The sequence below is a fragment of the Catellatospora chokoriensis genome, assembly GCF_011297315.1.
Taxonomy (GTDB): Bacteria; Actinomycetota; Actinomycetes; order Mycobacteriales; family Micromonosporaceae; genus Catellatospora; species Catellatospora citrea.
This window is the reverse complement of the sequence record NZ_JAAOTI010000004.1, coordinates 342,247-364,033: the sequence shown is the minus strand read 5'-3', so window position 1 is coordinate 364,033 and position 21,787 is coordinate 342,247. Positions and strand designations below refer to the sequence as shown.

General features: G+C 66.5%; 18 protein-coding genes and 3 tRNA genes. 9 read left to right on the top strand and 12 right to left on the bottom strand.

The genetic code is table 11. From position 1 onward, the window contains the following. Window positions 1–637: 637 nt before the first annotated feature. Window positions 638–1,504, top strand: coding sequence for a winged helix-turn-helix domain-containing protein (locus HAV39_RS08875; RefSeq protein WP_191838657.1), 867 nt, complete (start codon window positions 638–640; stop codon window positions 1,502–1,504). After that, on the top strand, window positions 1,501–2,202 hold the full coding sequence (locus tag HAV39_RS08870) for an HAD family hydrolase (protein WP_191838656.1): 702 nt from the start codon (window positions 1,501–1,503) through the stop codon (window positions 2,200–2,202). Before HAV39_RS08875 ends, HAV39_RS08870 begins: the two co-directional genes overlap by 4 nt. Before the next feature lie 171 nt (window positions 2,203–2,373). On the opposite strand, the gene HAV39_RS08865 is transcribed toward HAV39_RS08870, so the two are convergent. The 6 genes from HAV39_RS08865 to HAV39_RS08840 all read right to left on the bottom strand — a co-directional run bounded on the left by HAV39_RS08865 (window position 2,374) and on the right by HAV39_RS08840 (window position 10,824). After that, window positions 2,374–3,666, bottom strand: a complete 1,293-nt coding sequence (locus HAV39_RS08865; protein ID WP_191838655.1) for a hypothetical protein — start codon at window positions 3,664–3,666, stop codon at window positions 2,374–2,376. A gap of 155 nt (window positions 3,667–3,821) precedes the next feature. After that, window positions 3,822–5,180 carry a hypothetical protein gene (locus HAV39_RS08860; protein WP_191838654.1) on the bottom strand — a complete coding sequence of 453 codons (1,359 nt, stop codon included), beginning with the start codon at window positions 5,178–5,180 and terminating at the stop codon, window positions 3,822–3,824. Between the two features lie 207 nt (window positions 5,181–5,387). Further along, window positions 5,388–6,863: a serine/threonine-protein kinase gene (locus tag HAV39_RS08855; RefSeq protein ID WP_191838653.1), complete on the bottom strand. Its 1,476-nt coding sequence runs from the start codon at window positions 6,861–6,863 to the stop codon at window positions 5,388–5,390. 546 nt (window positions 6,864–7,409) lie between these two features. Beyond that, complete coding sequence (locus HAV39_RS08850) at window positions 7,410–8,168, bottom strand: hypothetical protein (RefSeq protein WP_191838652.1); 759 nt, start codon at window positions 8,166–8,168, stop codon at window positions 7,410–7,412. A 403-nt stretch (window positions 8,169–8,571) separates the two neighbouring features. Further along, window positions 8,572–9,600 carry a pentapeptide repeat-containing protein gene (locus tag HAV39_RS08845; protein ID WP_191838651.1) on the bottom strand — a complete coding sequence of 343 codons (1,029 nt, stop codon included), beginning with the start codon at window positions 9,598–9,600 and terminating at the stop codon, window positions 8,572–8,574. A 411-nt stretch (window positions 9,601–10,011) separates the two neighbouring features. Beyond that, a complete protein-coding gene (locus HAV39_RS08840) occupies window positions 10,012–10,824 on the bottom strand; it encodes a ParB N-terminal domain-containing protein (RefSeq protein ID WP_191838650.1) in 813 nt (270 codons plus the stop codon). A gap of 893 nt (window positions 10,825–11,717) precedes the next feature. On the opposite strand from HAV39_RS08840, the gene HAV39_RS08835 reads away from it, so the two are divergent. The 4 genes from HAV39_RS08835 to deoD all read left to right on the top strand — a co-directional run bounded on the left by HAV39_RS08835 (window position 11,718) and on the right by deoD (window position 13,462). Beyond that, window positions 11,718–12,257, top strand: coding sequence for a hypothetical protein (locus tag HAV39_RS08835; RefSeq protein WP_191838649.1), 540 nt, complete (start codon window positions 11,718–11,720; stop codon window positions 12,255–12,257). Between the two features lie 22 nt (window positions 12,258–12,279). Further along, a tRNA-Ser gene (locus HAV39_RS08830) sits at window positions 12,280–12,369 on the top strand. 208 nt (window positions 12,370–12,577) lie between these two features. Beyond that, a complete protein-coding gene (locus tag HAV39_RS43225) occupies window positions 12,578–12,709 on the top strand; it encodes a hypothetical protein (RefSeq protein WP_275413963.1) in 132 nt (43 codons plus the stop codon). Window positions 12,710–12,751: 42 nt separating this feature from the next. Further along, window positions 12,752–13,462: a purine-nucleoside phosphorylase gene (gene deoD / locus HAV39_RS08825; RefSeq protein WP_191838648.1), complete on the top strand. Its 711-nt coding sequence runs from the start codon at window positions 12,752–12,754 to the stop codon at window positions 13,460–13,462. Window positions 13,463–13,529: 67 nt separating this feature from the next. Here deoD and HAV39_RS08820 read toward each other — a convergent pair whose 3' ends face one another. Together HAV39_RS08820 and HAV39_RS08815 are read right to left on the bottom strand one after the other, a co-directional pair. Beyond that, window positions 13,530–14,912: a DUF6114 domain-containing protein gene (locus tag HAV39_RS08820; RefSeq protein ID WP_191838647.1), complete on the bottom strand. Its 1,383-nt coding sequence runs from the start codon at window positions 14,910–14,912 to the stop codon at window positions 13,530–13,532. Window positions 14,913–14,978: 66 nt separating this feature from the next. After that, window positions 14,979–15,605 (bottom strand): DUF6230 family protein, encoded by a 627-nt coding sequence (locus tag HAV39_RS08815; protein WP_191838646.1) that lies wholly within the window; start codon window positions 15,603–15,605, stop codon window positions 14,979–14,981. A 634-nt stretch (window positions 15,606–16,239) separates the two neighbouring features. On the opposite strand from HAV39_RS08815, the gene HAV39_RS08810 reads away from it, so the two are divergent. Continuing rightward, entirely contained in the window at window positions 16,240–16,464 is a 225-nt protein-coding gene (locus tag HAV39_RS08810) for a winged helix-turn-helix domain-containing protein (RefSeq protein WP_144119775.1), read from the top strand. A 180-nt stretch (window positions 16,465–16,644) separates the two neighbouring features. Here the strand turns inward: HAV39_RS08810 and HAV39_RS08805 are convergent. Further along, window positions 16,645–16,717: transfer RNA gene (locus tag HAV39_RS08805), tRNA-Arg, on the bottom strand. A 55-nt stretch (window positions 16,718–16,772) separates the two neighbouring features. Next, a tRNA-Ser gene (locus tag HAV39_RS08800) sits at window positions 16,773–16,863 on the bottom strand. Between the two features lie 217 nt (window positions 16,864–17,080). Here HAV39_RS08800 and HAV39_RS08795 point away from each other — a divergent pair. After that, complete coding sequence (locus HAV39_RS08795) at window positions 17,081–19,306, top strand: MSCRAMM family protein (protein WP_191838645.1); 2,226 nt, start codon at window positions 17,081–17,083, stop codon at window positions 19,304–19,306. A 79-nt stretch (window positions 19,307–19,385) separates the two neighbouring features. Here HAV39_RS08795 and HAV39_RS08790 read toward each other — a convergent pair whose 3' ends face one another. Both HAV39_RS08790 and HAV39_RS08785 read right to left on the bottom strand, forming a co-directional pair. Next, entirely contained in the window at window positions 19,386–19,760 is a 375-nt protein-coding gene (locus HAV39_RS08790; protein WP_191838644.1) for a hypothetical protein, read from the bottom strand. A gap of 33 nt (window positions 19,761–19,793) precedes the next feature. Then, window positions 19,794–20,591, bottom strand: a complete 798-nt coding sequence (locus HAV39_RS08785; protein ID WP_191838643.1) for a CPBP family intramembrane glutamic endopeptidase — start codon at window positions 20,589–20,591, stop codon at window positions 19,794–19,796. 63 nt (window positions 20,592–20,654) lie between these two features. Between HAV39_RS08785 and HAV39_RS08780 the strand changes: the two genes are divergently transcribed. Continuing rightward, window positions 20,655–21,767 carry a globin domain-containing protein gene (locus HAV39_RS08780; RefSeq protein ID WP_191838642.1) on the top strand — a complete coding sequence of 371 codons (1,113 nt, stop codon included), beginning with the start codon at window positions 20,655–20,657 and terminating at the stop codon, window positions 21,765–21,767. Window positions 21,768–21,787: the final 20 nt, after the last annotated feature.

Sequence of the window (21,787 nt, the reverse complement as noted above, 5' to 3'; positions counted from 1 at the left end):
CCGCGCGGGCCGGGCAGATGCCCGGGGCCGCACGGAAACCGTCAGCGCACGCGAACCCGGCGGGACCGGGGCTTACGGCAGTCGTCGCAGCGACCGTCGTCGGCGGGCTGCGTTACCAGGCGGCCGCATTGGCACTCACGCCACGCGGCCGACGAACGGATCGAGACACGAACACACGCGGCGAGGGTCATCACGTCCACCTTTTCCAGATCAGATGCGGTACGGGGACAAGTGCCAGCCGGGGCGCGGGCGCGTGGACCACGCCCCGGACAAGCCGAAACACTCGACCGACAAGCGGCCAGATGAGCTGTGCAATCAGCGCTCGCTATCCGCTCGTTCGCCCCGCTCGCCCGGGATCTACCGGGGTCGGCCACCGTGTGGCTCAAGGCAGGGAGTCTCGGAGCGGCCGTAGCCAGCGCCTTTTCCTGTCGCTATGAAGTTCTCAAGGCACAAGTCGCAGCGGTTCGTCGTCGCGCACGGCGCAGCCGAGGCCACCCCGCAGTCCGGACTCTGCCGAGCTAGCGACCAACCTGGCTAGCCATGTCGGTCAAGAAAGACCGTAGGGGAGCCTGGCTAGCCAAGTCAACCCACCCGAAGGAACTTTCCTAACTTGGCTAGTCAGCGTTATGGTTCTGGGGTGGCGAAGAACCTTGACTTTCTCGGCGAGCTGGACCCCGATGACCCCACGCAGTCGTCGCAGCAGATCGCGAACAAGCTGCGGGCCGCGATCCTCACCCGCCGGCTGACCCCCGGCGACAAGCTGCCGTCTCAGCCAGAGCTATCAGCGCGCTACGGAGTAGCCCGGGAGACCGTGAAGCGGGCGATGGAGATCTTGCGCAGCGAACGCTTGATCGTGAGCCGACAGGGAAGCGGTGCTTATGTTCGCGCCCAGACGCAAAAGGCCAGGGAGCTGGGACCGCATATCGAGGAAGCCTTCGGCCGGCCGCATGTGACCGTGGACTTTGCGGGGTTCTCAGGCGAGACCCTACGAAACGCCATCGCCGGAGCGCTGGACAAGATCCGCGATGGCAGCATCGCACCTGAGACGATCGCGGTCCGGCTACTGATCTCTGATATGAGCGTGCCCATGGCGCTGCCAGCACGCGCGGAGACGAAGGCAGATGATCCTGCAGTACGCGAGCGTGCAGAGCGCATCACGCGGCGCGTCGTGGACGCGATAGTGGAACAAGTGACCGAAGTCGGTGACCTCGGGCTTGTCCGCTCTGCAACCGTGGAAGTCCGGATGCACGGCGCTGCACCGCTCTTCAAGCTCTATGTGCTCAACTCGGACGAGGTGTTCTTCGGCTACTACCCCGTGGTTGAGCGCGCCGTCTCGATCCAGGGCGAGCCGATTTCGATCTTCGACCTGTTGGGCAAGGACGTGCCTCTGTTCCACTATGCGGTCACGGACGAAGACGCCTCACACGGAACGCAGTTCGTGGAGTCGTCCAAGGCGTGGTTCGACTCGATGTGGAGCACCATTGCCTACGGGTACACCCAATGACAGGGCCGGGTGGGCTCGCCAACCTACTGGCGCCGAGTCGGCGGCTACTGCTGGATTTTGACGGGCCGGTGTGCAGCATCTTTGCTGGGTACCCGGCACCTACCATCGCGAACGAACTGGTATCGCTGGTCCGTCAGACGCCGCTGGTTGTCCCAGAGTCCCTGGCGGAAGAAAGTGATCCTCTGGAGGTTCTTCGCTGGGTTGGCGCGAACGGCACGCCATCCGAAGTTCGCACCGTCGAGGAGGCTCTTTGTGCTGCTGAGATGCAGGCAGTCGAGTCAGCGGAAGAAACTCCGTTCGCCCGCGAGGTGCTCGTTGCTGCGTTTGATCTCGGACTGCGGATTGCGATCGTGAGCAACAACTCAGCGGCCGCGATATATGCATATCTTGAAAAACGTCAGCTAGATGACTACGTTCTCTCGATTGTCGGTCGGGCGTTCGCTGAGCCGGACCTGATGAAGCCCAATCCAGCGCCGATTCTTCGCGCCGTGCGCTCGTTTGGTGTCGCGCCGGCAGACTGCGTGCTTATCGGCGACTCAATCGCCGACATCGAGGGCGCCCGTGCGGCTGGCGTACCGGTGATCGGTTACGCCAACCGACGACACAAGGCAACCCGGTTTGCTGCGGCTGGAGCGGACGTCGTGGTGACAAGCATGGAGGAGATCATGCAGGCGCTCATCGAACGCTGGTCCAGCTAGCCTGAGCGCGTCGCACCCGCAACGATCGCTTCGCCTCCGGCCCCGCGGGTGCCGACCCTAGGCCGACCGACATTCGACAGGAGCCTGGCCCACGGTCACGGCAAAGCTCACGCCGATGACGTCGCAGGCTGGTCGGCGACTGACCAGCCTGCGACGTTTGTCCGCGATCGCTCAGGCTGGTCCGAGGAATGTGTTCGTTCGGTGCCATTCGAAGTATTTGCGGCTGGTGTCGGTGAAAGCTGCCACCAGCCGCCCCCGCAGTGGGGCGAGTTGCTGCCCGAGAGGTGAACTGTCCTGCACGGTAGGGCTGGTGATGACTCGGCCTTGGCCGTTGACGGCGATGAGCCCTGCCTCGTAGAGGACGTCGCATCCGAAGAGGCAGGCAATCATCGCGATGTGGTCGAGGTCGCGTGCCTCGTCTTCGGTGCAGTTCGCCCGCTTCTTAATGTGGGCTGCCCAGACGAACTTCACGGGGTAGGTGACATCGCAGATGGCGCAACTGGCCTGCTTGGCAGCGCCCAGCAGCTTGGCTCGCAGCTTTGGCTGCTCGGCTCGCGCGGTGCTGCTGACAGCTTTGTTCAGCGGTCCCTCGTAGCCGGCTCCGGCGGGCGGCCCGCTCGGTTCGGCCGCGGGCGCTTCCGGCTCTGGCTCGCCGTCTTCGGGCTCGAATGTGATCGTGGGTGGGTTCCCGACGAGTCGAGCGCCAGGCAACGTGCGCAGCACCGCACCGATGAACGCGCTGCGATAGCCGACTTCATCAACGGAGATCGTCAGGGCGCCTTCGTCTGCGAGCCGTTCCAGCGCTTCAGCAACCCACTTGATCGGAACACGTGTACCTGAAGGCGTGCGCCCCGTGGCAACGAGCACGTCGCCCGGGCCCATTTCCAGGATCGTGTTGGGCTGTCCAGCCGGCGTCCACAGCTGAACACCCAATAGCCCTCTCAGCAGCTCGGCGGCATCCTCGCGGGCCTCGTCAGGCACGTAGCGCGCGGCGTACGGCACGTCCCACGTCAGTTCCGCGAACGTGCTCGTCAGGTAAGCCAGCACCTCGGGGTCGATGGGGAACAGGTAACCCTGAAGGACCTTATGCGCACTGTTGAACGGCGACGCCGTGCGGTGCTCGGCCGGGATTTCGTCGATGCCTATCGGCCGAGTCAGGGTGGTGTAGTTGACCCGCACCATCCGCCCCTCGTCCTCCCATCGCTCGTCGCCGAGCGCCGGTGGCCGCCGCGAGTCGAAAGCGCTGGTCGCGGCTACACCGACGGCCATGATTACGCCGTCGACGTAGTGGACGATCCGATCACCGGGTTGTACGTCGCGCATCGTCTCCCAGTGCGACTGCTGGCGCCCGTTCTGGCTGAGCTTCGGCGCCCACATGATCCCCTCGGCGCGCTCAGCATCGAAGGTGTGGCGCTGGTTGACCCACCAGTGGGCGGGTGCGTTTCGGGCGGGGGTGCTCACCATGCCAAGGTTTCTAGCCGTTCGGTGCGACAACCTCAACTGCAACGTAGACAACACCTTGAGCGGGCCGCCGCCCTACCCGCGCGGCCGAAGGCGGAGCGCGGAAAGGGCGAGCGGCCACGGCGCGGCGCGTCAGCGCCGCCTTAATCCTGGGGAGACTAATTCGGCAACGCTTGCTCAATAGCGGCTTCACTAAGCCGTCCAGTGCTGGCACGCAGAGCCGACCGAGCTTGACTTGCCGTGTACGCACCCTGCCGAACTGACCTCAGCAAGCCGAAGAGAATCACTGTATCAATGACCAGACCATTCGACTCGCCGAACGCCTTGACGTCGTCGTCTTTACCGTGGAGCACGGGCTGCCTGCTGCCAGGGTCACGCGCGAGGAACTGATTGACGACGTACCAACATGCAGTTGGCAGCCGTCCGTAACGTTGGTGATAGCGATTATTGAACCTCACGAACTGAACCAGGGCTTCCGTCTTGGCTCCCTTCGTGTATCCCTTAACCTCGGCAATCGCGATCCAGCCTGGATCATCAGGATCTGTGATGTGAAGATCCTCCAGGAAGTCGCGCGATTCGGCCGCTTCATCAGCGTTCACTACGTCGAAACCTAATTCGGTGAAAGCTTTTGCTACTGCCTCAACGAGAGGTTCAGACTGAGTCGTAAGCAATGCACGCTCGTAGTTGTCAGCAAGTTCCCGAGCCTCAGCCATCTCTTGCTTGAGATCGGTCAATTCGGCCTCCAACTCCGCGAGGAGTTTGGTACGGCGGTCAGTGACGCGAGTTTGGCGCTCACGAACTTCGAGCTCGGCAGAGGTCAGCCACCGCGAATCTCGGGTCCAGTCGGGAACACCGGGAAATCGCGTTGAATCGAGCCGATACCACTCGGCCATTGCCCCCTGAACCCACACGAGGTAGTCGGGAACATCTTGTGGCACCAGCCAAACTTCTGAAGGCTGAGACATCCGCTTATAACGGCCTGCCAGAATTTGCGCGCCGTCTCCAGCCAGAATGAATGGATCTATAACAACCTTCGGCCGCTCCACGCGCTTCGGCATCGGGCCCTGGCCAAAATCCATACCGGAGGCAAAGGACATCTTCGGTTCTGCGGTGAAGACGATGTGACTAGTACGCGCCTTGAGCACGGGCTCCAACTGCTCGTGCACAAGCGCACTAATAGCTTCAGAAAGTCCCGTTACGCGCGCATACTCACGTGAAACAAAACCCGTCTCGCAAACAACGTTATTTGCCCACGAGTAGCCGGTGTCGACAAGCTCCCTCTCTTGCAACCCGCCGAAGTAGATTACGAACAGATGAGGCTTGCAGTCGGTAATGTTCTGGTCCGTAACGACCATATCCCATTCCTCTTGCCTCACCTCGCCAAAGTCCTCGATAACCTGGAATGTCGGGGCGAGCTCTGAAATGGAAGCTACCAATTCGGGCTCTTCATAGAATCCACGTATGAGCATCCGGGGCCGAGGACTCCGATTAACGATCGTCAACTGCTGTTCTGTCACAGCCACATCCCTTCCCAACAGTTCGGCGTTGCTGCGAGTCTTATGGCATGTTTGTTGAAGGACTGGCCTTCGCCCGATGCCGTGCAGGACACAGGCGATGGCCTGGGTAAAGGTGCGGAAGCTAGCCCACGGCTAGCCGTAGAACGCCGGCCAGAGCCGTACATCCGTGGGAGCTGAAGCCGGTAGGAAGATCGCCTATTTTGATCTTCAACTAGTGCGGTATGACCCCTGCGTTGGGTGTTCGGGCATTGTTCCCGGCCTACCCAGGACACCGGTCGCGGCCTCCGCGAACCAGCTGGTCCAGCGATTGACAAATTCCTCCACATCGTCGTAGGTGACCGGCATGAATGGCCACGCGAGCTGGATTCCTGCCATTCCGCCGCCGAGCGCTGCGGCTCCCTGATCGGGAGGAAGGGCGAAAGGGTCTATCGAGGGCATGGATCGGGAGAACGCGTTGTGCATGAACGCGGTCTCAAACCATCCGAATCTATCGGCTTCCTTTGCGTCGCAAAAGTAGAGAGCATGACTCCGCCCCTCCCATCCCCGGGAGTTGCCTGGAATTCGGACACCTATGGAGGCGTAGGCAAGGACGTCGAATGCGGGGCGATTTCCCCACGGGCGTTGGCGAAGTTCGGCGACCTCGCTAAACGTGAGATGTGCGCGGTTGAGGGAGATCGTCCAGCGGCCGTTCCCTTCGTTGGCGATTGTTGCCGCTGTCGCGACATCCAGCACTGCTTCGCGTAAGGCGTCGTTGATGCGGCGCAGCGTCCTGGCGGCGTCTTTCGCTATTGTGACGCGGCGCTCTAGCTCCGACGTTGCCTCAGACTCCGCGCGCGCCACTGCGGCACGACGCTTAACCTCCGCCAGGTTCGCCTCGTCGAGGCGGGCGAGTCCTCCTGCGGGCGGCGGAGCCGCGGCCCTAGCGAGGCGGTTAAGCAGGTTCTCTGGGGTCGGCCGTGCCCCAGGGGACTTTGATAGGCAGTCTTCGATCAAGGCGGCGAACGAGTTCCGGACGCCGTGCAGCGGTGATGGCTCTAGGTGAAGGTGTCCATTGCGAATTTCGAACTCGTCCCCGGTAAATGGCAGCCGCCCGGCCACCATCTCGTACGCCATAATCCCCAGAGAGTAGACGTCCGACGCAGATGTAGCGCGTTCGCTGCGCCAGCGTTCTGGCGCGGCATACTGGGGCGTTGCAGAGAATTTGTGAGTGTCGGGTGCCGTCGTTGCCTCCGCATAGCGCGAGATCCCGAAGTCTGCGAGGCACCACGTGCCATCCAACAGCAGGGTATTCGCCGGTTTGATATCGCGGTGAACGATCTGAGCGCGCTCAAGGTCGATGAGCGCGGATGTAACGTCGGCTAGTACTGCGATAACGGAGTCTAGATTGAGGGGGCCGCTCTGCTCCGCGAGGTGGGCTTTCAGCGACTTTTCTGCTCGCGGCATCGCCAGCACCCAATGTGTATCAGTCTCGCCGGTGTCGGCGATGGGCACGACATTCCTTACGCCCACAGGGTTGACGAACAACAACTCCCTGTCCGCGCCCCTGCCTTTGGGCACAAACTTTAGAACCGCATTAGTCAGTACATCCGAACTGGCTGCATACACCGCACCGAAGCCACTCGGGTCACTGATCTGCTCGGAGAATTCCCAGGTGGCGCGATCAAGTGAGACTTTCTCTACCATCAGCGCAACATAGCCTCTCTTTTAATCTATTGCACAGCAGTCATTTTGGGTGTGTCGTGCATATTGTTGGAGTTTCGCCTGTTGCCGGAACGAGCAATGCCCCGCCCTCCCTGAGGGCGGGGCACGGCTTCTTCCATGGCTCGCGCGTTTAGCATAAGTGACTAGGTCAATTTTGTATAGGTCGGTCGCGGCTAGCAGCGGTTCACTGGGCCAGCTCTAGTCGAACGATCTGCTCCTGTCACCGTTGTCACTGCCTGTCACCGCAGCCCGGTGACAGGCATTTGGGCGGGATGACATGCGGTTACACCGGTGCGGCAGGGCGATTGTCACCGTGTCACCGCTGTCACCGCGCCCGGCATGTACCAGACGACAGCTTGATCAGGCAGTTATCCACAAGCGAGCAGTTATCCACAGGAGACCCGCACAGGGAGGATGCCCAAGGCGTCCGGCGGCGGGATGCTGTGGGAGTCGTCGGCGAGGCCACTCCGAGCGGCGCTGGCCACGGCTGCGGCAGGTGGAGCGTTGCGAACAGCAGGCACCGGCGACCTACACGACACGTAGGTGCCGCGGGGCGGTCGGGGCCTCCTCCAGGAGTGGACCGGCCCCCAACGGCAGGCGGACGACAGCGCCTCGGGGCTTACCCGCCGATCCTCTGCCGCGACTGTCGACAGTGATATCGGTATAGCGCAGGCGGCCGTGGCCCTGGCCCAGGCCGTGCCACTGCCGGGCGGTGACGGACAGCGTCACGTCGCTAGTAGGCCAGTCCGCTGTTACGGGCAGCAGGACTGCACCACGCTGGCGGGCACGAGCGGCCAGCAGCGACGCCACACGATCAGTCGGCCGCGTCGGCGGCCGGACCGCTACCACCTCGAAACCGTCCAGCAGCGCGCCGACCACCTCCAGCCACTGCGGGCCGGGGTGTGGGACCAGGACGAAGCGGCTCAGTTCCACGCCTGCTTCTGCGGCGGCGGCCAGGCCGAGATCGGGCATCCCGACGGCGGCGCACCATGAGCCCTGCTCTGACGTTGCGCCGAGCATGGCCAGCGCCAGCAGCGTGGAGCCGACCACCGACACCACCGTCCCGCGCCGCAGGCCCTGCGAGGGCAGCAGACCGCGCAGCGCGTCATGCACGGGCAACGCGGGAGCTAGGCGGGTCTGGTCCAGCCCGGCGGCGCGGGCGACCGGGTGAGTCATGTCCGTGGTGTTCGCGCGCTCGGGAACGTTGTCGCGGACGAGCGACAGCGCGCGTCCTACGTCGGCAGCGTCGGCGATCCTGACTCCGGCGCGTGAACTTGGTGCGGGCATGGCGGACTCCCTGCTCGGCGGGCGGCGGGGAAGAGCCGTTAGAACATGTGTTCGATCAAGATAGCAGGGGTGAGGCCGGCCAGCGTTCATGTCCACCAAACAACCGCCCGCGCCCTGGGTGATCTTCGCTGTCACCGTTGTCATCGCCTGTCACCGGCGAGTGGTGACAGCTTCGGAGGGGTCTGAGCTGGGCAGGTGCGACCGCGAGGGGGCGGTTGTCACCGTGTCACCGCCGGGGCTGGTTCTACGGTCAAGGCAAGGGCTTAAGGGACTCGCTTCGCGAGACTCATCCTTCGGGACGCTTCGCGGTCGATTGCGCGGCGACGTGGCGCGGCCTTCCACCCTTGCTGAAACACTGAGCAGCGCCCTGGGCGCTCTGCTTGTCGCTCGTGCCGTTCCCGTCTTAGGTGAGGACTGCGCCAGTCAGATCTGCTCGGCTCATGTCCACGCCGCTCAGGTTCGCACCGCGTAAGTCCGCGCCGGCCAGGTTCGCGCCGCTCAGGTTCGCACCGCGTAGGTCCGCGCCGGCCAGATCCGCGATGGTCAGGTCCGCGCTGCTCAGGTCCGCACCGGCCAGATTCGCACCGGCCAGATTCGCTCCGCGTAAGTGCGCGGCCCTCAGGTTCGCGCGGCTCAGGTCCGCGTCGAGCAGTTCTGCGGTGTTCAGGTCCGCGTTGCTGAGCACCGCGTCGCGCAGGTCCGCCTTAGCCATGAAAGCGCCCGTCAGAAGTGCAGCGCTCAGATTTGCCCAGCGCAGGTCTGCCGCGAACAGGGAGATGTGGTGGAGGTCCGCGTCGATCAGGAACGAGTAACGCAGGTCGGCGCCGACCAGTAAGGCCCGGCTGAGATTCCCCTTATACAAATTGGCGCCGACCAGGTTCGCGCCTGTGAGGTCAATACGCTGGTGGGAGTCAGGGCCGGGACGTCGGCTCAGCACCGTGAGAGCTGCCTGAACATCGACGGGTCGCGCAACTGGTCCGTCTGCGAGGCGAGGGCTTGCGGAGGGCTCGGCCGTTCCCGCCGAGGGGCGGGGGGAGTGGCTGCGGATGTAAGCAGAGATGATCTCGATGGTGGGGTCTTCGTAGACTTCGGTTGCGTCCTTCATGATCTGTTCAAGGGCGTAGATCCCGCCAAGGCGAGCTTCAAGCTTATCGGAGCTGAGCTGGTCGTTTGCCCTGGTGAAACGGTCGGTGATCTGACCCCTCTCCGTTAGACGCTGCTGCTCCAGCCCGATGCGCTGCTGTTCGAGGTTGGCGGCGTCCGAGCGCGTGATGGCGTAGATGGCGACCAAGGGGCCGGCGATTGTGCCAATGGCGAGCAAGATCGCGCCTACGGCGACCCAATGTTGCGTCCAGTGAGATTGCGGTTTGGCCGGTCGTCGCTTGGTGATCTTCCGCCATGCCGGACCATAGCGCTTCGGCCTCATACCCATCAGGCCATTGTGGGTGCTCGCTGCCACACGCTCTGATGCAGGTCGGGTCGGCGCTAGCCACGTACAACCGGGACAGATGGCTTGGGCCAGGCGTTCACCCTCGCTGAAACACCCACGACGATGCGTTGTGTCCAGCTGGCGCGACGCCTGCGAAACCCCCTAAGTGTTTCAGCATGGGTTGAAGGCTGTAGAGCACAGGGGCGATACTTAATCAACTTGGTTATATGCGCGCGTAAAGTCAGGCAACCGTGACCGCTCTCGCATCACTCCCGGACTATGCACGGACAGATTGTCGAGTAGATCAACCTTGCCGCAGCTCAGTGCCGTTTCATGATCTGGTCTTGAAAACCACAAAGAGGCAGTGGGGTGCGGACACGACTGGGTCCGCACCCCACTGCCTCAGCCAGGCTGCTAGCCCTCGATCCTGTTCTTCTTAAGCCCGTGGTTCCAGCAGTCCCTAACGAGCTGGTAGGCGGTCGAAATCCGCGAGCCGGTTCCGCTGTTGTGGAAGCCGCCACTGGAGGACTTACTCAACACGGTCGCGCGCCACTTCTGCGCCGTTCCACCGACCTTCAGCAGCTTCGTCGCCAGGATCTTGTCATCAACTAGATCACCATGCTTGCCGAGGAACGTGCCGATCCCGCCGAGCAGCATGCCATCCCACGCGTCGGCGCTCCGGTCCCACGCCCATTCCGCGACCCAGAGGGTGCGGTCCAGGACGGCCGCGGAGTACATCTCCGTGATTCGAAGCACACCAGCTACTGCGCCGACGCTGTTCGTAGAGGTTGATCCGAGACCGAGGCTGTGCTTCTTGAGCACCGCCTCGGTGTCGACGTACAGCGGAAGCCCTGCCGTCAGACCGACCCGATACTGGTCGAGCGGGTTGGGCTTGTAGGACTCCCGGTTCTTGATCAGGAAGAGCGTGGCCTCCTGCTGCTGGTTGAGGCCGTGGTGGACCTCGGCGTGCATCTTGGAGATGCCGGCGAGCTGGAACGCGCGCCAACGGTGCTGTCCGTCGACGATGTACATGTCCCCGTTGGCACGCTGGGAGACGATGATCGCTCCGACGGCTTCGCGGACAAGCTCTCCGTGCATGGCCTGGGCTCGCTTCTCGTTGAGCGAACGCTGCGCCTCGGTATCGATCTTCAGGTTGTCGACAGCGACCTCGACGCCGTAGTCGACGGGGTGAGCCGGGAGATCGTACGGGTAGGAAACCCTGGGCATGGCTAGCCCTCTCTGCGCGCCGCTCTTAGGAGTGTGGCTGCTGCCGGATTTCGGGGTGCAGACGCGCATTCGGAACCTAGCACGGGCTAGCAACCAGGTCGAAGCCTATTTAGAGCCGCGGTCAAGTCGTGCGGTGCCCTACTGGGGACCTACGCCAGGCCATGGCGCAGCACGAGCGGTGTCGGCGGAAGCGGCACGGAGAGCGCTGGCGCTGCCGGCCGCGAGTATCACGGTCGTCCGAAGTCCACGTGGAAGGTCTGGCGGTGGGGTGACTGGAGCTGCTGACTCAGCCCTGGCTGGGGTCCAGCGCAGTCTCGGTCTCAGTCTTGGTCTCATTCGTGGCCGTACGGAGTCGTTCGGACATGGACGCAGGGGTGGCCGGCCTGCCAGAACGTCAGCTATACACCGCGCCGTACGGCACTCGGCAGCATTGGAAAGCGTGTTGGGATAAAACCCTCACGAGTTCGAATCTCGTATCCTCCGCTCTCACGAGCAGTAACGTACCGGAGCCCGGATCGCCACGATCCGGGCTTCTGTCGTTTTCGGGGCCCTGCGCCCACGCCCGGGGTACGCCCGAGGGTGATGTCCGGCTCCCGGGCACGCCGACGCCATAGCGGTCGGCGCCGACGGACCGTTGTCCCTTGGTCAGCGCCTTCCGCACAGCAGCGGGGCGACGGATCTGAAATTTACCGGCGGCGAGATGTTCCGATGATGCGCGCCTGGGGCATTTCCGATGCATAAAACGGTGCAGGAACGGATGCATATGCTGCTCAACCAACCCGAGAAAGCCTCAGCGTGAGGTGGCAGTCACGGAATGTAGTCGTATAGTCGAGGGCACGACCTCACCCCCGGTGGGAGTCGCCTCACAGGCCGGTGTCTTTAGGGGGACAGCCATGCGCGGAGCTTTCGCCCTCGCGACCGTCATGATGGTGGGTGCCGCGTGCGCGCAGGCGACCCAGACGCCGGCCACCCCCGAGCAGGGGGCGGTCGTCAGCGCCACGCCGGTCGCGCAGGGCCCGGACATCGTCCACCTGCAGGGCGTGCGGGACGTGCGGTTCGGGACCAAGCGCGCCGACCTCGAGCCCCGCCTGGACGGGTCCCGCTCCGGCTGCAGCACGCAGGTCACCGGCATGCCCCAGGGCAACCTGGTCTTCGCCGCCGACGACCGCCTGGTGATGATGTGGTTCGACGCGCCGCTGCGCACCCCGGAGGGCGTGCACACCGGCAGCTCGCTGCAGGAGGCCCGGACCGCATACCCGGATGCCGAGGTGCTGGCGGCCCCCGCGGACAGCCACCGCTTCGACGGGCTGCTGGTCACCCGGGGTGATCGGGGCTACCTGTTCCTGCACGACGGAGCCACCGTCCAGAAGGCCGTGGCCGGCTACGGCGAGTATCTGACCCGCCTCTTCAATACCGGTTTCGGGGCCTGCTGAATCCTCGTGTAGAGTCTTCGGCGGTGGCGTGTCCGAGCGGCCTAAGGAGCACGCCTCGAAAGCGTGTGAGGGGGTAACTCCTCCGAGGGTTCAAATCCCTCCGCCACCGCCAACGGTGCAACGCCCGGCAGTCCGCCACGGACAGCCGGGCGTTCTCCTTTTCCCGCAGGACTTTCGGGCCTCCGGACACGGTGCGCCGCGCCTATGATGCGCCTCACCCTCCGACGAAGGAGCGTTGTGCTCGCACAGGCCCCGCCGGGCCGCGGGGCGGATACGCCGCCTGCGGGCAGGTCAACAGCGGCGAGCACAACGCCACGGCCGTGTGCGCCTGGACCGACGAGGACAGCGTCGGGACCCTCCTCTGGTACGGGTCCGCCGCCGCGACGGCGCGTGCCGAGTTCATCGCCCTGCGCGGCGAGGTGGAGGTCGTGAAGCCCGTCTCCGAGTGGTGATCTGCCGCCTGGGCCGTTCCGCAGCGTGGGAAGATCGCCCTTATGAGTACGCATATCGGCGCCAAGCCCGGTGAGATCGCGGACCGGGTCCTCATGCCGGGCGACCCGCTACGGGCCAAATGGATCGCGGAGAACTACCTCGAGGACGCCAAGTGCTACTCGACGGTCCGCAACATGTTCGGTTTCACCGGCACCTACCAGGGCACCCCGGTCTCGGTGCAGGGTTCGGGGATGGGGATGCCCTCGGCGTCCATCTACGCCCACGAGCTGATCAACGAGTACGGCGTGAAGACGCTGATCCGGGTGGGGTCCTGCGGAGCCCTGGCCGAGTCGCTGAACCTGCGCGACGTGGTCGCCGCGATCGGGTCGAGCACCGACTCGAACATGAACCGGATGCGCTTCGACGGCCTGATCGACTACGCGCCGGTGGCGGACTTCGGGCTGCTGCGCAAGGCCGTCGAGGTGGCCGAGCAGCGCGGCGTCACCATGCGCGTCGGCCCGATCCTGGCCGCGGACGCCTTCTACACCGACCGCCCCGACCTGTACGACACCCTCGCCGACTACGGCGTGCTCGCGGTGGAGATGGAGTCGGCGGCGCTGTACACGATCGCGGCCCGCTACGACGCCCGCGCGCTGACCATCCTCACCGTCAGCGACCACATCAAGCGCGGCGAGGCCACCACGGCGCAGGAGCGCGAGCAGACGTTCTCGCAGATGGTCGAGATCGCGCTCGACACCGTCGTCGCCGCCTGACCCCCACCGCACGTACGACAAGGCCCCCGGCCGCGGAGCGCTCCGCGGCCGGGGGCCTTCGATCTGTTCAGATCGTGTGTTCGACGATCTTCATGTCGGGTGCCCGCAGCTCGGGCGAGTCGACGTACACCAGGTCGATCACCGGGTCGGTGAAGAAGACCAGCGGTGGCGTCAGCACCGGCGGCGCGTCGGGCGTGTAGTCGACGTCCAGCACGCCGAGGGCCTTGCCCCGGAACCGGCTGGTGTAGAAGTACACCCGGTCGCCCGCCACCGTGAGTCGGGGCGTGGTGATGTCGGTGACCGCACCGTCCTTGCCGTACACCCGCAGCCGGAAGTCGTTGGTGTCCGACCTGTCCATGGAGAAGCGGAGGGTCCGTACGGTCCCGCCGTCCTTCGTGGGCAGCTCGACGATCCCGTCGAAGGTGAGCCCCACCATCGACACGCGGCTGCCGGTCATCAGCCCCGGCCGCTCCGCGACCGCCTGCTGGCCGCGGGCGGCCTTGAGGGTCGGCGCGGGTGACGGGGTCGGGCTGCCGGACGGTTCGGGCGAGTCCGACCCGCTCGGCGCCGGGCTGCCGGACGGCATCGGGCTGCCGGACGGCTCCGGGCTGCTGGACGGTTCCGGCTTCGGGGAGGCCGACGGTTTCGGACCCCCGGTCGGCGACGGGTCCGGCTCCTCCGGGGAGGGGCACGGCTCCGGCGAGGCCGCCGGGCTCGGCGACGCCTGGTCGGCGCCGAGCAGGCCGCCGACCGCGTCGAGGATCCCGCCGACGACCTCGCGCACCGGCCCGGTCCGGGCCGTGGACTGCGTGCCGCAGTCCGCGGCCCGCGCGGGCTGCTGCGCCACGACCAGGCTGAGCGCGCTGGCCGTCAGTGTCGCCACGGCGATCACCATGGCGGCGTGACGCGGGCCGCCGTGGTGCCGCTCGTCGGCGGCCGTCTGGTCCTCGGCCGGCTGGCGCGGGGCGGGCACTCCGTCGCGCAGCGGGTTCGCCGCGGGCGGCAGGGTGTCCGTCATCGGCCCGTCGAGCAGGCCGTCCATGTCCGCGTGCTGGTCACCGTCGTCACCGGACTCCGGTTCGCCGTCGCCTGCCGGGTCGCCGTCGGCCGGGTTCCACGCGAAGATCAGGCCACCGCCGGCGATGCCGAGCAGCGTCCCCACGAACCAGCCGCCGAGGTTGACGGCGAGCAGCGAGTATGTCGCCACGAACACGGCGATCAGGCCGTAGAACATCCGCTGCGCGGGCGTGAACCAGGCCAGCAGGCCCGCCAGCACCAGCATCAGCGGGATGAGCAGCGCCTGGAAGCCGTTGATGCCGACGCTGAGAGTGGCCCCGTCGAGGGTCATCTTCGTGCTGGCGATGATCTCCACGCCGGCCAGTGCGGCCAGCAGACCACCCCAGAACGGGCGGCTGCGCCGCCAAGCGGTGAACCGTTGCCACAGGGTCACTGGTGCCTCCAAGAATCCAGGTGACCGGGAACGTGCCTAGCCAACACGTCCCCGGTCGCGACCAGCTCAGTCAGCGAAGCAGCCAGTGCTGTCCATGGAAACCGTCAGCGACAGGCCGTGCAGCGAGAACGTGCCGGCCTGGGTCAGCCGCGCGACCTGCTTGACGCCCGCGATGTCGGCGCGGTCGGCCTCCTGGCCGAACAGGCCGGCCTGGCCGTGGTGCGGACCGCCGGCGGTCAGCTCCGATGCGTCCGCACCGATGTTGATGTTGGTGAAGACGGCGTCGCCTTCCAGCTTGTCCATGCCGATGAGCAGGTTCTCCGCCGTCACCGGCGCGCCCTTCTCGCGGCCGGCCCGGATGAACAGCGTGACGGCGCCCAGGCCCGGGATCGGCGTGGTCACCGACTGGCACAGGTTGGTCAGCGTGGCGTCCTTGATCGCCGACATCGCCACCGGGTGCGGCGTGCCGTTCTTCTCGGTGACCACGCCGCCGTACTGGCTGAAGCCCTCGGCCACCAGGACGTCCGCCGAGATCTTGGCGGTCTGCCCGGAGACGTGGAAGGTGACCGGGACGGCGCCGTTGGCCACGCCGGCCATCAGGCCGGAGACCGCGATGGTCGCCGGGATCACCACGGCGGCGAAGCGCCGCCATCTGGTACGCCCCAGTACCAGATTGCCTTGCGAGTCCTTCACAGGGACCTCCTCGCGATGGGGTTTGCCCCGCGGCGCACCGCCTGCGGGGTCTGTCTTCGCCGTGCGCAGGGTGAGACCGCGCTCGGGGTGCCGACGATGTTTCCGCCTTATGACGCGGACCACAAGGGTCAAGCTACTGACCAGTAACTGGGGGTGGTCGCCACGATCATTTGTGGTGACAGACCGTGGCCGGGGGCCCCGTTTTTCACACGCACTGTCCGCCTTGCCGGTGTCCGGCCTCACGCAGCGTCGACATTTGCTGATCAGTAACGTTTTGATAACGCCGATCTGCGCCGGCGGAACCCATCAGCCGAACGGCCGGACCCGATCGACGACCCGGTCGAACATGGACGGCCGACCATCGAGCATCGCGGCCGAGCCGGTGACGTCGGCGTCGTGGAGGGCGCGGCGGCTCACGGCACACGCTGGATGCGGCCGCCGCGCCCGGCGTACCGCCTACGCGTCCCTCGCAGCAGTCGGCACACCATCGGTCTCGACCCGTGGGGTGCGAGCCATGGGAAGAGACCGTCATCACCATAAACGAGCTAGTTGACTATGTCTAGATATCCGGCTGAAGAGTTGATTCGGGGCGAGTGACGGTGATCTACTACTGAAGCGAGCCATGGGAGATGGTATGACCGCGAAGTACGAGCGGCTGGCTAACGCCATCCGCGAGAAGATCCGCTCGGGGGAGCTGAAGCCGGGCGACAAACTACCGTCCATCAGCCAGATCCGAGAGGAGTACCAGATCAGCTACGGATCGGTCCGTGGCGCGATGCTGGTGCTCAAGGCTGAGGGCCTGATCGAGGGACGCCAAGGGGACGGAGTCTTCGTCAAGGACCCCAACCGCAAGGACTGACCCCCTCCGCCGCTGCCTGCACGCCCGCGCCGCCACGGTGGTGCGGGCGCGACGGCGTATGCGCCCACGGCATTCCCTCGGTCTTGCGCCGCGATCCACCGCCGACGCAGCCGTCGGCTCGGGCCGGGAAACGAGACAGGGCCGGTCTTCCGTGACGGAAGACCGGCCCTCGTTCAGCTGTGCGCCCGAAGGGACTCGAACCCCTAACCTTCTGATCCGTAGTCAGATGCTCTATCCATTGAGCTACGGGCGCTTGGTGCTGGATCAGCATACACGGCCGGTTTCCCGACCGTTCAGGTGGTCCTGCGCGGAGGCTCCGGGATTCGAACCCGGGAGGGGCTTTAAGACCCCAACCGCATTAGCAGTGCGGCGCCATAGACCGAACTAGGCGAAGCCTCCATGGCGGTCCGCGGGTTGCCCCGTTGACCACCGACGCAGAAGAATACCGTGCCCCCACGGCCTAGAGCAAAACGGTTACCGTGTCGCACACCGGGGACTCTCCCCGGAGCGTGCTCAGCCATCCCTCTCACCCCTCCGAGGACACATGCGCAGGACACCACTGCGCCGGCTCGGGCTCGTGTTTGCCGCCGTGACGATCACCACCTTGGGATTGTCCGTGCCTGCGCAGGCCGAACCCGACACCGGCACCATCAAGGGACACCTCACCTCGAACGGCCAGCCCGTCGCGGGCGTCCAGGTCGACACCTACGGCGACTCCTGGGGCAGCGCGCTCACCGACGCTGACGGCGCCTACGAGATCACCGGGCTCAGCCCGGGCCCGTACGGGGTGGTCTTCCGGGCTCCCGGGCGGCCCGAGCAGTTCGCCTACGGCGCGACCGACTGGGGCTCGGCCGCCGAGATCCCGGTGACCGCGGGCGGCGTCACCACCGTCGACGACGAGCTGCTCCCCTACGCCACCTTCACCGGCCGGTTCACCGACGCCTCGGGCGAGGGCCTGTCGGTCAACGTCAGCGCCATCAGCGACACCGGGCAGACCTCGGGCGTCTGGGCCGGCGACGGCACCTACACGCTGGGCGTCTTCCCCGGTCGCTACCGGCTGCAGTTCATGCGGGACTTCGAGGAGCCCCAGTGGGCGCCGGGTGCGCGCAGCGCCGACGACGCCACCGTGTTCGAGATCTCCGCAGGTCAGACCGTGACCGTGAACGAGACCCAGCTGCCGGTCGGCAGCGTGGCCGGCCAGATCACCACCGCGGACGGCGCGCCGGCTCCCGGGGTGCGGGTCGAGCTGGTCGACCGGGACGGCATGGGCGGCCCGCTCGCCATCACCGACCAGGACGGCCGGTACCGCATCACCGATTTCGGCGGTGCCTGGCGGCTGCGGGTGACCCGCGAGAACGGCCTGGTCCAGTGGTACCCGAACACCTGGAACGAGAAGGACGCCGCCACCGTCACCGTCACGCCCGGCGTGGTGCTGCCGATCGACCAGCAACTGCTGGCCACCGGCTCGATGAGCGGGCACTTCACCGATGCCGCGGGCGCCGGGCTCAGCGGGGTCCAGGTCGGCCTCACGCTTTCCAACGGCGATTCGACCGGGCAGTGGACGTACACCGGCGAGGACGGCGGGTATACCTTCCCCGAGCTGGCACCGGGCGAGTACATCGTGCGTTTCGACGGCACGCAGGGCGTCGACCAGTACGCGCGTGGCAAGGTCACCGCGGCTGCCGCGGACCGGATCACCGTGACCGCCGGGCAGAACGCGGTCGTCGACGACGTACGGCTGCCGACCGGCAGTTTGACGCTGCGGGCCCGCGACGCCATCACCGGTCAGCCGATCGAGCAGTTCTACGCCTCCTTCGGCGCGCAATCGCCGAACGCGGAGAACGGCGTCATCTCGATGCCGGCGGTCCGGGCCGACACCTACCAGGCGAACATCTTCGCCAACGGCTACCTCACGACCTCCGCCACCATCACCGTCACGGCGGGTGCCGAAACCTCGCTGACCTTCGACCTGACCCCGATGGCCCGGCTCCACACCACGGTGGTGGACCGGGCGACCGGGCAGCCGCTGGCCGGGGTCTGCGTGCTGGCGCTCGAACTGGTGGCTCCGACCATCGGCGACGGCTGCCAGCAGACCGACGCCTCGGGCGTGGTCGACATCCCGGTCGAGTCGGGCAAGCGGCAGCTGTTCGCGTTCCCGGAAGGCGCCGAGGGCTACGGCGCGCAGTGGGTCGGCCGCAACGGCGGCACCGGCGTGCAGCCGCGCGCCCAGGTGTTCACCTTCACGGCGGGCACCGTGACGACGACGCCGACGATCCGGATGGACCGGGCGGGCGTCATCTCCGGCACGGTGACCAGCGAGACCGGAGCGCTGTCCGGGGGCACCATCCGGGTGGTCGACGAGGCGTACAACACCGGCGGCGGCTTCGGCTACGCGAGCTTCGAGGCCGACGGCCGGTACACGATCGACTTCCTGGGTCCGTACGAGTGGCCGCTGTTCTTCAAGGTCGACGGGCACGCTCCGCAGTGGAGCGGCACCACCGGCAACCGCCTGCTCGCCGACAAGGTCAAGGTCAAGACCGGCAGCACCACCCGGTACGACTACCGCGTGGTGCGGGGCACCGCGGTCACCGTGAAGATGCCCGGCAAGCTGGGCAACGGCTACGTGGCGATGGAGAACGCGGTCACCGGCGACTTCGCCGGCGGCATCTGGTCGGAGGACTCGTTCGAGCACGGCGCGACGTTCCGGGTGCTCGGCCCGCAGCTCGTGCGGGTGCGCTGGAACGAGGGCCCGGAGTGGCACTGGTACGGCGGGCCCGACCGTGAGCACGCGAAGACCGTGCTCGTCCCGGCGACCGCGAGCAAGGTGTTCGTACTGCGGTAGGCGGCTACGCCGCTGTCGGGGGCCGGGGCCGGAAGGCTCCGGCCCCCGCTGCGTACGGCACCGGCCGATCCTGCCGCCGTCATCGCACCGAGGCCCGGCCCGCGAACGCGGCGAGCAGTGCCGCGACCGCCATCAGCACGGTGAAGCAGACCCAGGCCAGGGGCCAGGGGTTCGCATCCGGCGCACGATGCGTCAGGTAGGACGCCAGCAGCAGCGCGGACGGCACGCCCGCGACCAGCGGCATCGCCTGCCACGGCGGCACGCCGGCACGGCCCAGCCAGCCCCCCAGCACGAGCAGCACCAGCACGAACACGATCACGGCCCAGGTGCGCACCGGTGTCGTCTCGATCAGCTCACCGGGGTGTTCTGGCCGGTTGCGCAGGTCCCACGGGATCAACAGCAGGTAGCTCGCCCCGGCCAGCACCGGGGCGAGCACCGTCGCGAGAGTCCGCATGACCAATGACTACCCCACTCGCGCAAAGATCGCTCAGATCCAGTCCAACTGGTCGGCGAGCAGGGCGTACCCGACGAAGGCGACGATGTCGAGCAGCGAGTGCGCGACGATCAGCGGTCCGGTGCGCCGGTAGCGCAGGAAGAACAGCGCGAACACCACGCCCATCACCGCGTTGCCGACGAACCCGCCGAAGCCCTGGTAGAGGTGGTATGCGCCGCGCAGCAGCGCACTGATCGCGATCACGGCGGGCACGCCCCAGGACAGCTGGCGCAGCCTGGTGATCAGGTAGCCGACGACGACCACCTCCTCCAGGATCGCGTTCTGCACGGCGGACAGCAGCAGCACCGGCAGCGCCCACCACACGTGGCCCAGGCCCTCGGCGACGACCGTGGTGTTCAGGCCCAGCTCCCGGGCAGCCACGTAGAGGGCCAGTCCGGGGATGCCGATCACGGCGGCCAGCAGTGCCCCGGTCCCGGCGTCGAAGCCGCGGCGGGTCCCGTCGAGGCCGAGCAGGCCGCGGGCGCCGAAGCGGCCGTCCCAGCCGGGCCCGCGGTTGAGCAGGTGGGCCGCGAACAGGGCCGGGACCAGCGCGAAGAAGATGCCGGCGAGCTGGAACGCCAGATCCAGCCAGGGCCGGTCCGGGGTGCGGGCGACGTTGAGCTCGGAGGCCTGCTGGTTCAGCGGGGCCGGGCGGGTCAGTTTGTCGATCAGCGACAGCGCCGACCAGACCGCGGAGTGCCCGAGCGAGACGCCGAGCAGCAACCAGACCTCGTTGCGCAGGACCGGGCGGGTGGGGGTGGAGATCCCCCGGACGAGCTCTTCAGCAGCCATGACACAAGAGGGTCGCACAGTCTGTGCGACGGGCGAACGCGCAGCGTTGACATCGTTACGAACGTGAGCGACCTTCAGCGGCTGTTGAAAGAAAGCTGGACACTTGTCGAGGAACAACAGGACAAAGTGGCCGGCTACTTCTACGCGCGGATCTTCCTCAACAATCCGGGCGTGCGGGACATGTTCCCGGTGACCATGGACGTGCAGCGGGCCCGGCTGCTGGGCGCGATCGTGACCGCGGTGCAGTCCGTCGACGACCCGGACCGCTTCGACGAGTACCTGCGCTCGCTGGGCCGGGACCACCGCAAGTTCCAGGTGGTGCCCGAGCACTACGAGGTGGTCGGGGCGGCGCTGCTGGAGGCCATGCGGACGTTCGCGGGCCCGGAGTGGTCCCACGAGTACGACCAGGCCTGGCGCGACGCGTACGACGTCATCGCCCGCAAGATGCTCGCCGGCGCCTCGGCCGACAGCAACCCGGCCTGGTGGCACGCGGAGGTCATCGCGCACGAGCGCCGGTCGAGCGACATCGCGATGCTGACCGTGCGCCCGTTCCAGCAGCTGGAATATCGCGCCGGGCAGTACCTGTCGGTCGAGGTGCCCAAGTTCCACCCGCGGGTGTGGCGCACCTACTCGGTCGCGAACGCGCCGCGCACCGATAACACGATGGACTTCCACGTGCGGGCGCTGGGCGCGGGCTGGGTCTCCGGCGCGTTGGTGCGCCGGGTGCAGGCCGGCGACCTGCTGCGGCTGGCCGCCCCGATGGGCACCATGGTGCTGGACCGGCGGTCCACCCGCGACATCGTCTTCGTCGCCGGCGGCACCGGGCTGTCGCCCATCAAGGCGCTGCTGGAGGACCTGACCACGTTCAACCGGACCCGCTGGGTGCACGTCTTCTTCGGCGCGCGCAACCGCGACGACCTGTACGACCTGGCGTCGCTGCAGGAGATGGCGGCGGCGTACCCGTGGCTGTCGATCGTGCCGGTGTGCAGCGAGGACCCGGGCTGGGGCGGCGAGGAGGGCTCGGTCACCGACACGCTGTCACGGTTCGGCCCGTGGATGGAGCACGACTTCTTCGTGTCCGGGTCGCCGATGATGGTCCGCACCACGCTGCGCACCCTGTCGCAGCTGAAGGTGCCGCAGACCCGCATCCGGTACGACGCCTTCAGCGAGCACTGAGCCGTTCCCGAACACGTGAA

What these genes read in the sequence shown, in the direction of transcription:
- HAV39_RS08870 (WP_191838656.1), top strand. Translation starts at nt 1,501, where the DNA reads ATGACAGGGCCGGGTGGGCTCGCCAACCTACTGGCGCCGAGTCGGCGG.
- HAV39_RS08865 (WP_191838655.1), bottom strand. Translation starts at nt 3,666, where the DNA reads ATGGTGAGCACCCCCGCCCGAAACGCACCCGCCCACTGGTGGGTCAAC.
- HAV39_RS08855 (WP_191838653.1), bottom strand. Translation starts at nt 6,863, where the DNA reads ATGGTAGAGAAAGTCTCACTTGATCGCGCCACCTGGGAATTCTCCGAG.
- HAV39_RS08850 (WP_191838652.1), bottom strand. Translation starts at nt 8,168, where the DNA reads ATGCCCGCACCAAGTTCACGCGCCGGAGTCAGGATCGCCGACGCTGCC.
- HAV39_RS08845 (WP_191838651.1), bottom strand. Translation starts at nt 9,600, where the DNA reads ATGGGTATGAGGCCGAAGCGCTATGGTCCGGCATGGCGGAAGATCACC.
- HAV39_RS08840 (WP_191838650.1), bottom strand. Translation starts at nt 10,824, where the DNA reads ATGCCCAGGGTTTCCTACCCGTACGATCTCCCGGCTCACCCCGTCGAC.
- HAV39_RS08835 (WP_191838649.1), top strand. Translation starts at nt 11,718, where the DNA reads ATGCGCGGAGCTTTCGCCCTCGCGACCGTCATGATGGTGGGTGCCGCG.
- deoD (WP_191838648.1), top strand. Translation starts at nt 12,752, where the DNA reads ATGAGTACGCATATCGGCGCCAAGCCCGGTGAGATCGCGGACCGGGTC.
- HAV39_RS08810 (WP_144119775.1), top strand. Translation starts at nt 16,240, where the DNA reads ATGACCGCGAAGTACGAGCGGCTGGCTAACGCCATCCGCGAGAAGATC.
- HAV39_RS08790 (WP_191838644.1), bottom strand. Translation starts at nt 19,760, where the DNA reads ATGCGGACTCTCGCGACGGTGCTCGCCCCGGTGCTGGCCGGGGCGAGC.
- HAV39_RS08785 (WP_191838643.1), bottom strand. Translation starts at nt 20,591, where the DNA reads ATGGCTGCTGAAGAGCTCGTCCGGGGGATCTCCACCCCCACCCGCCCG.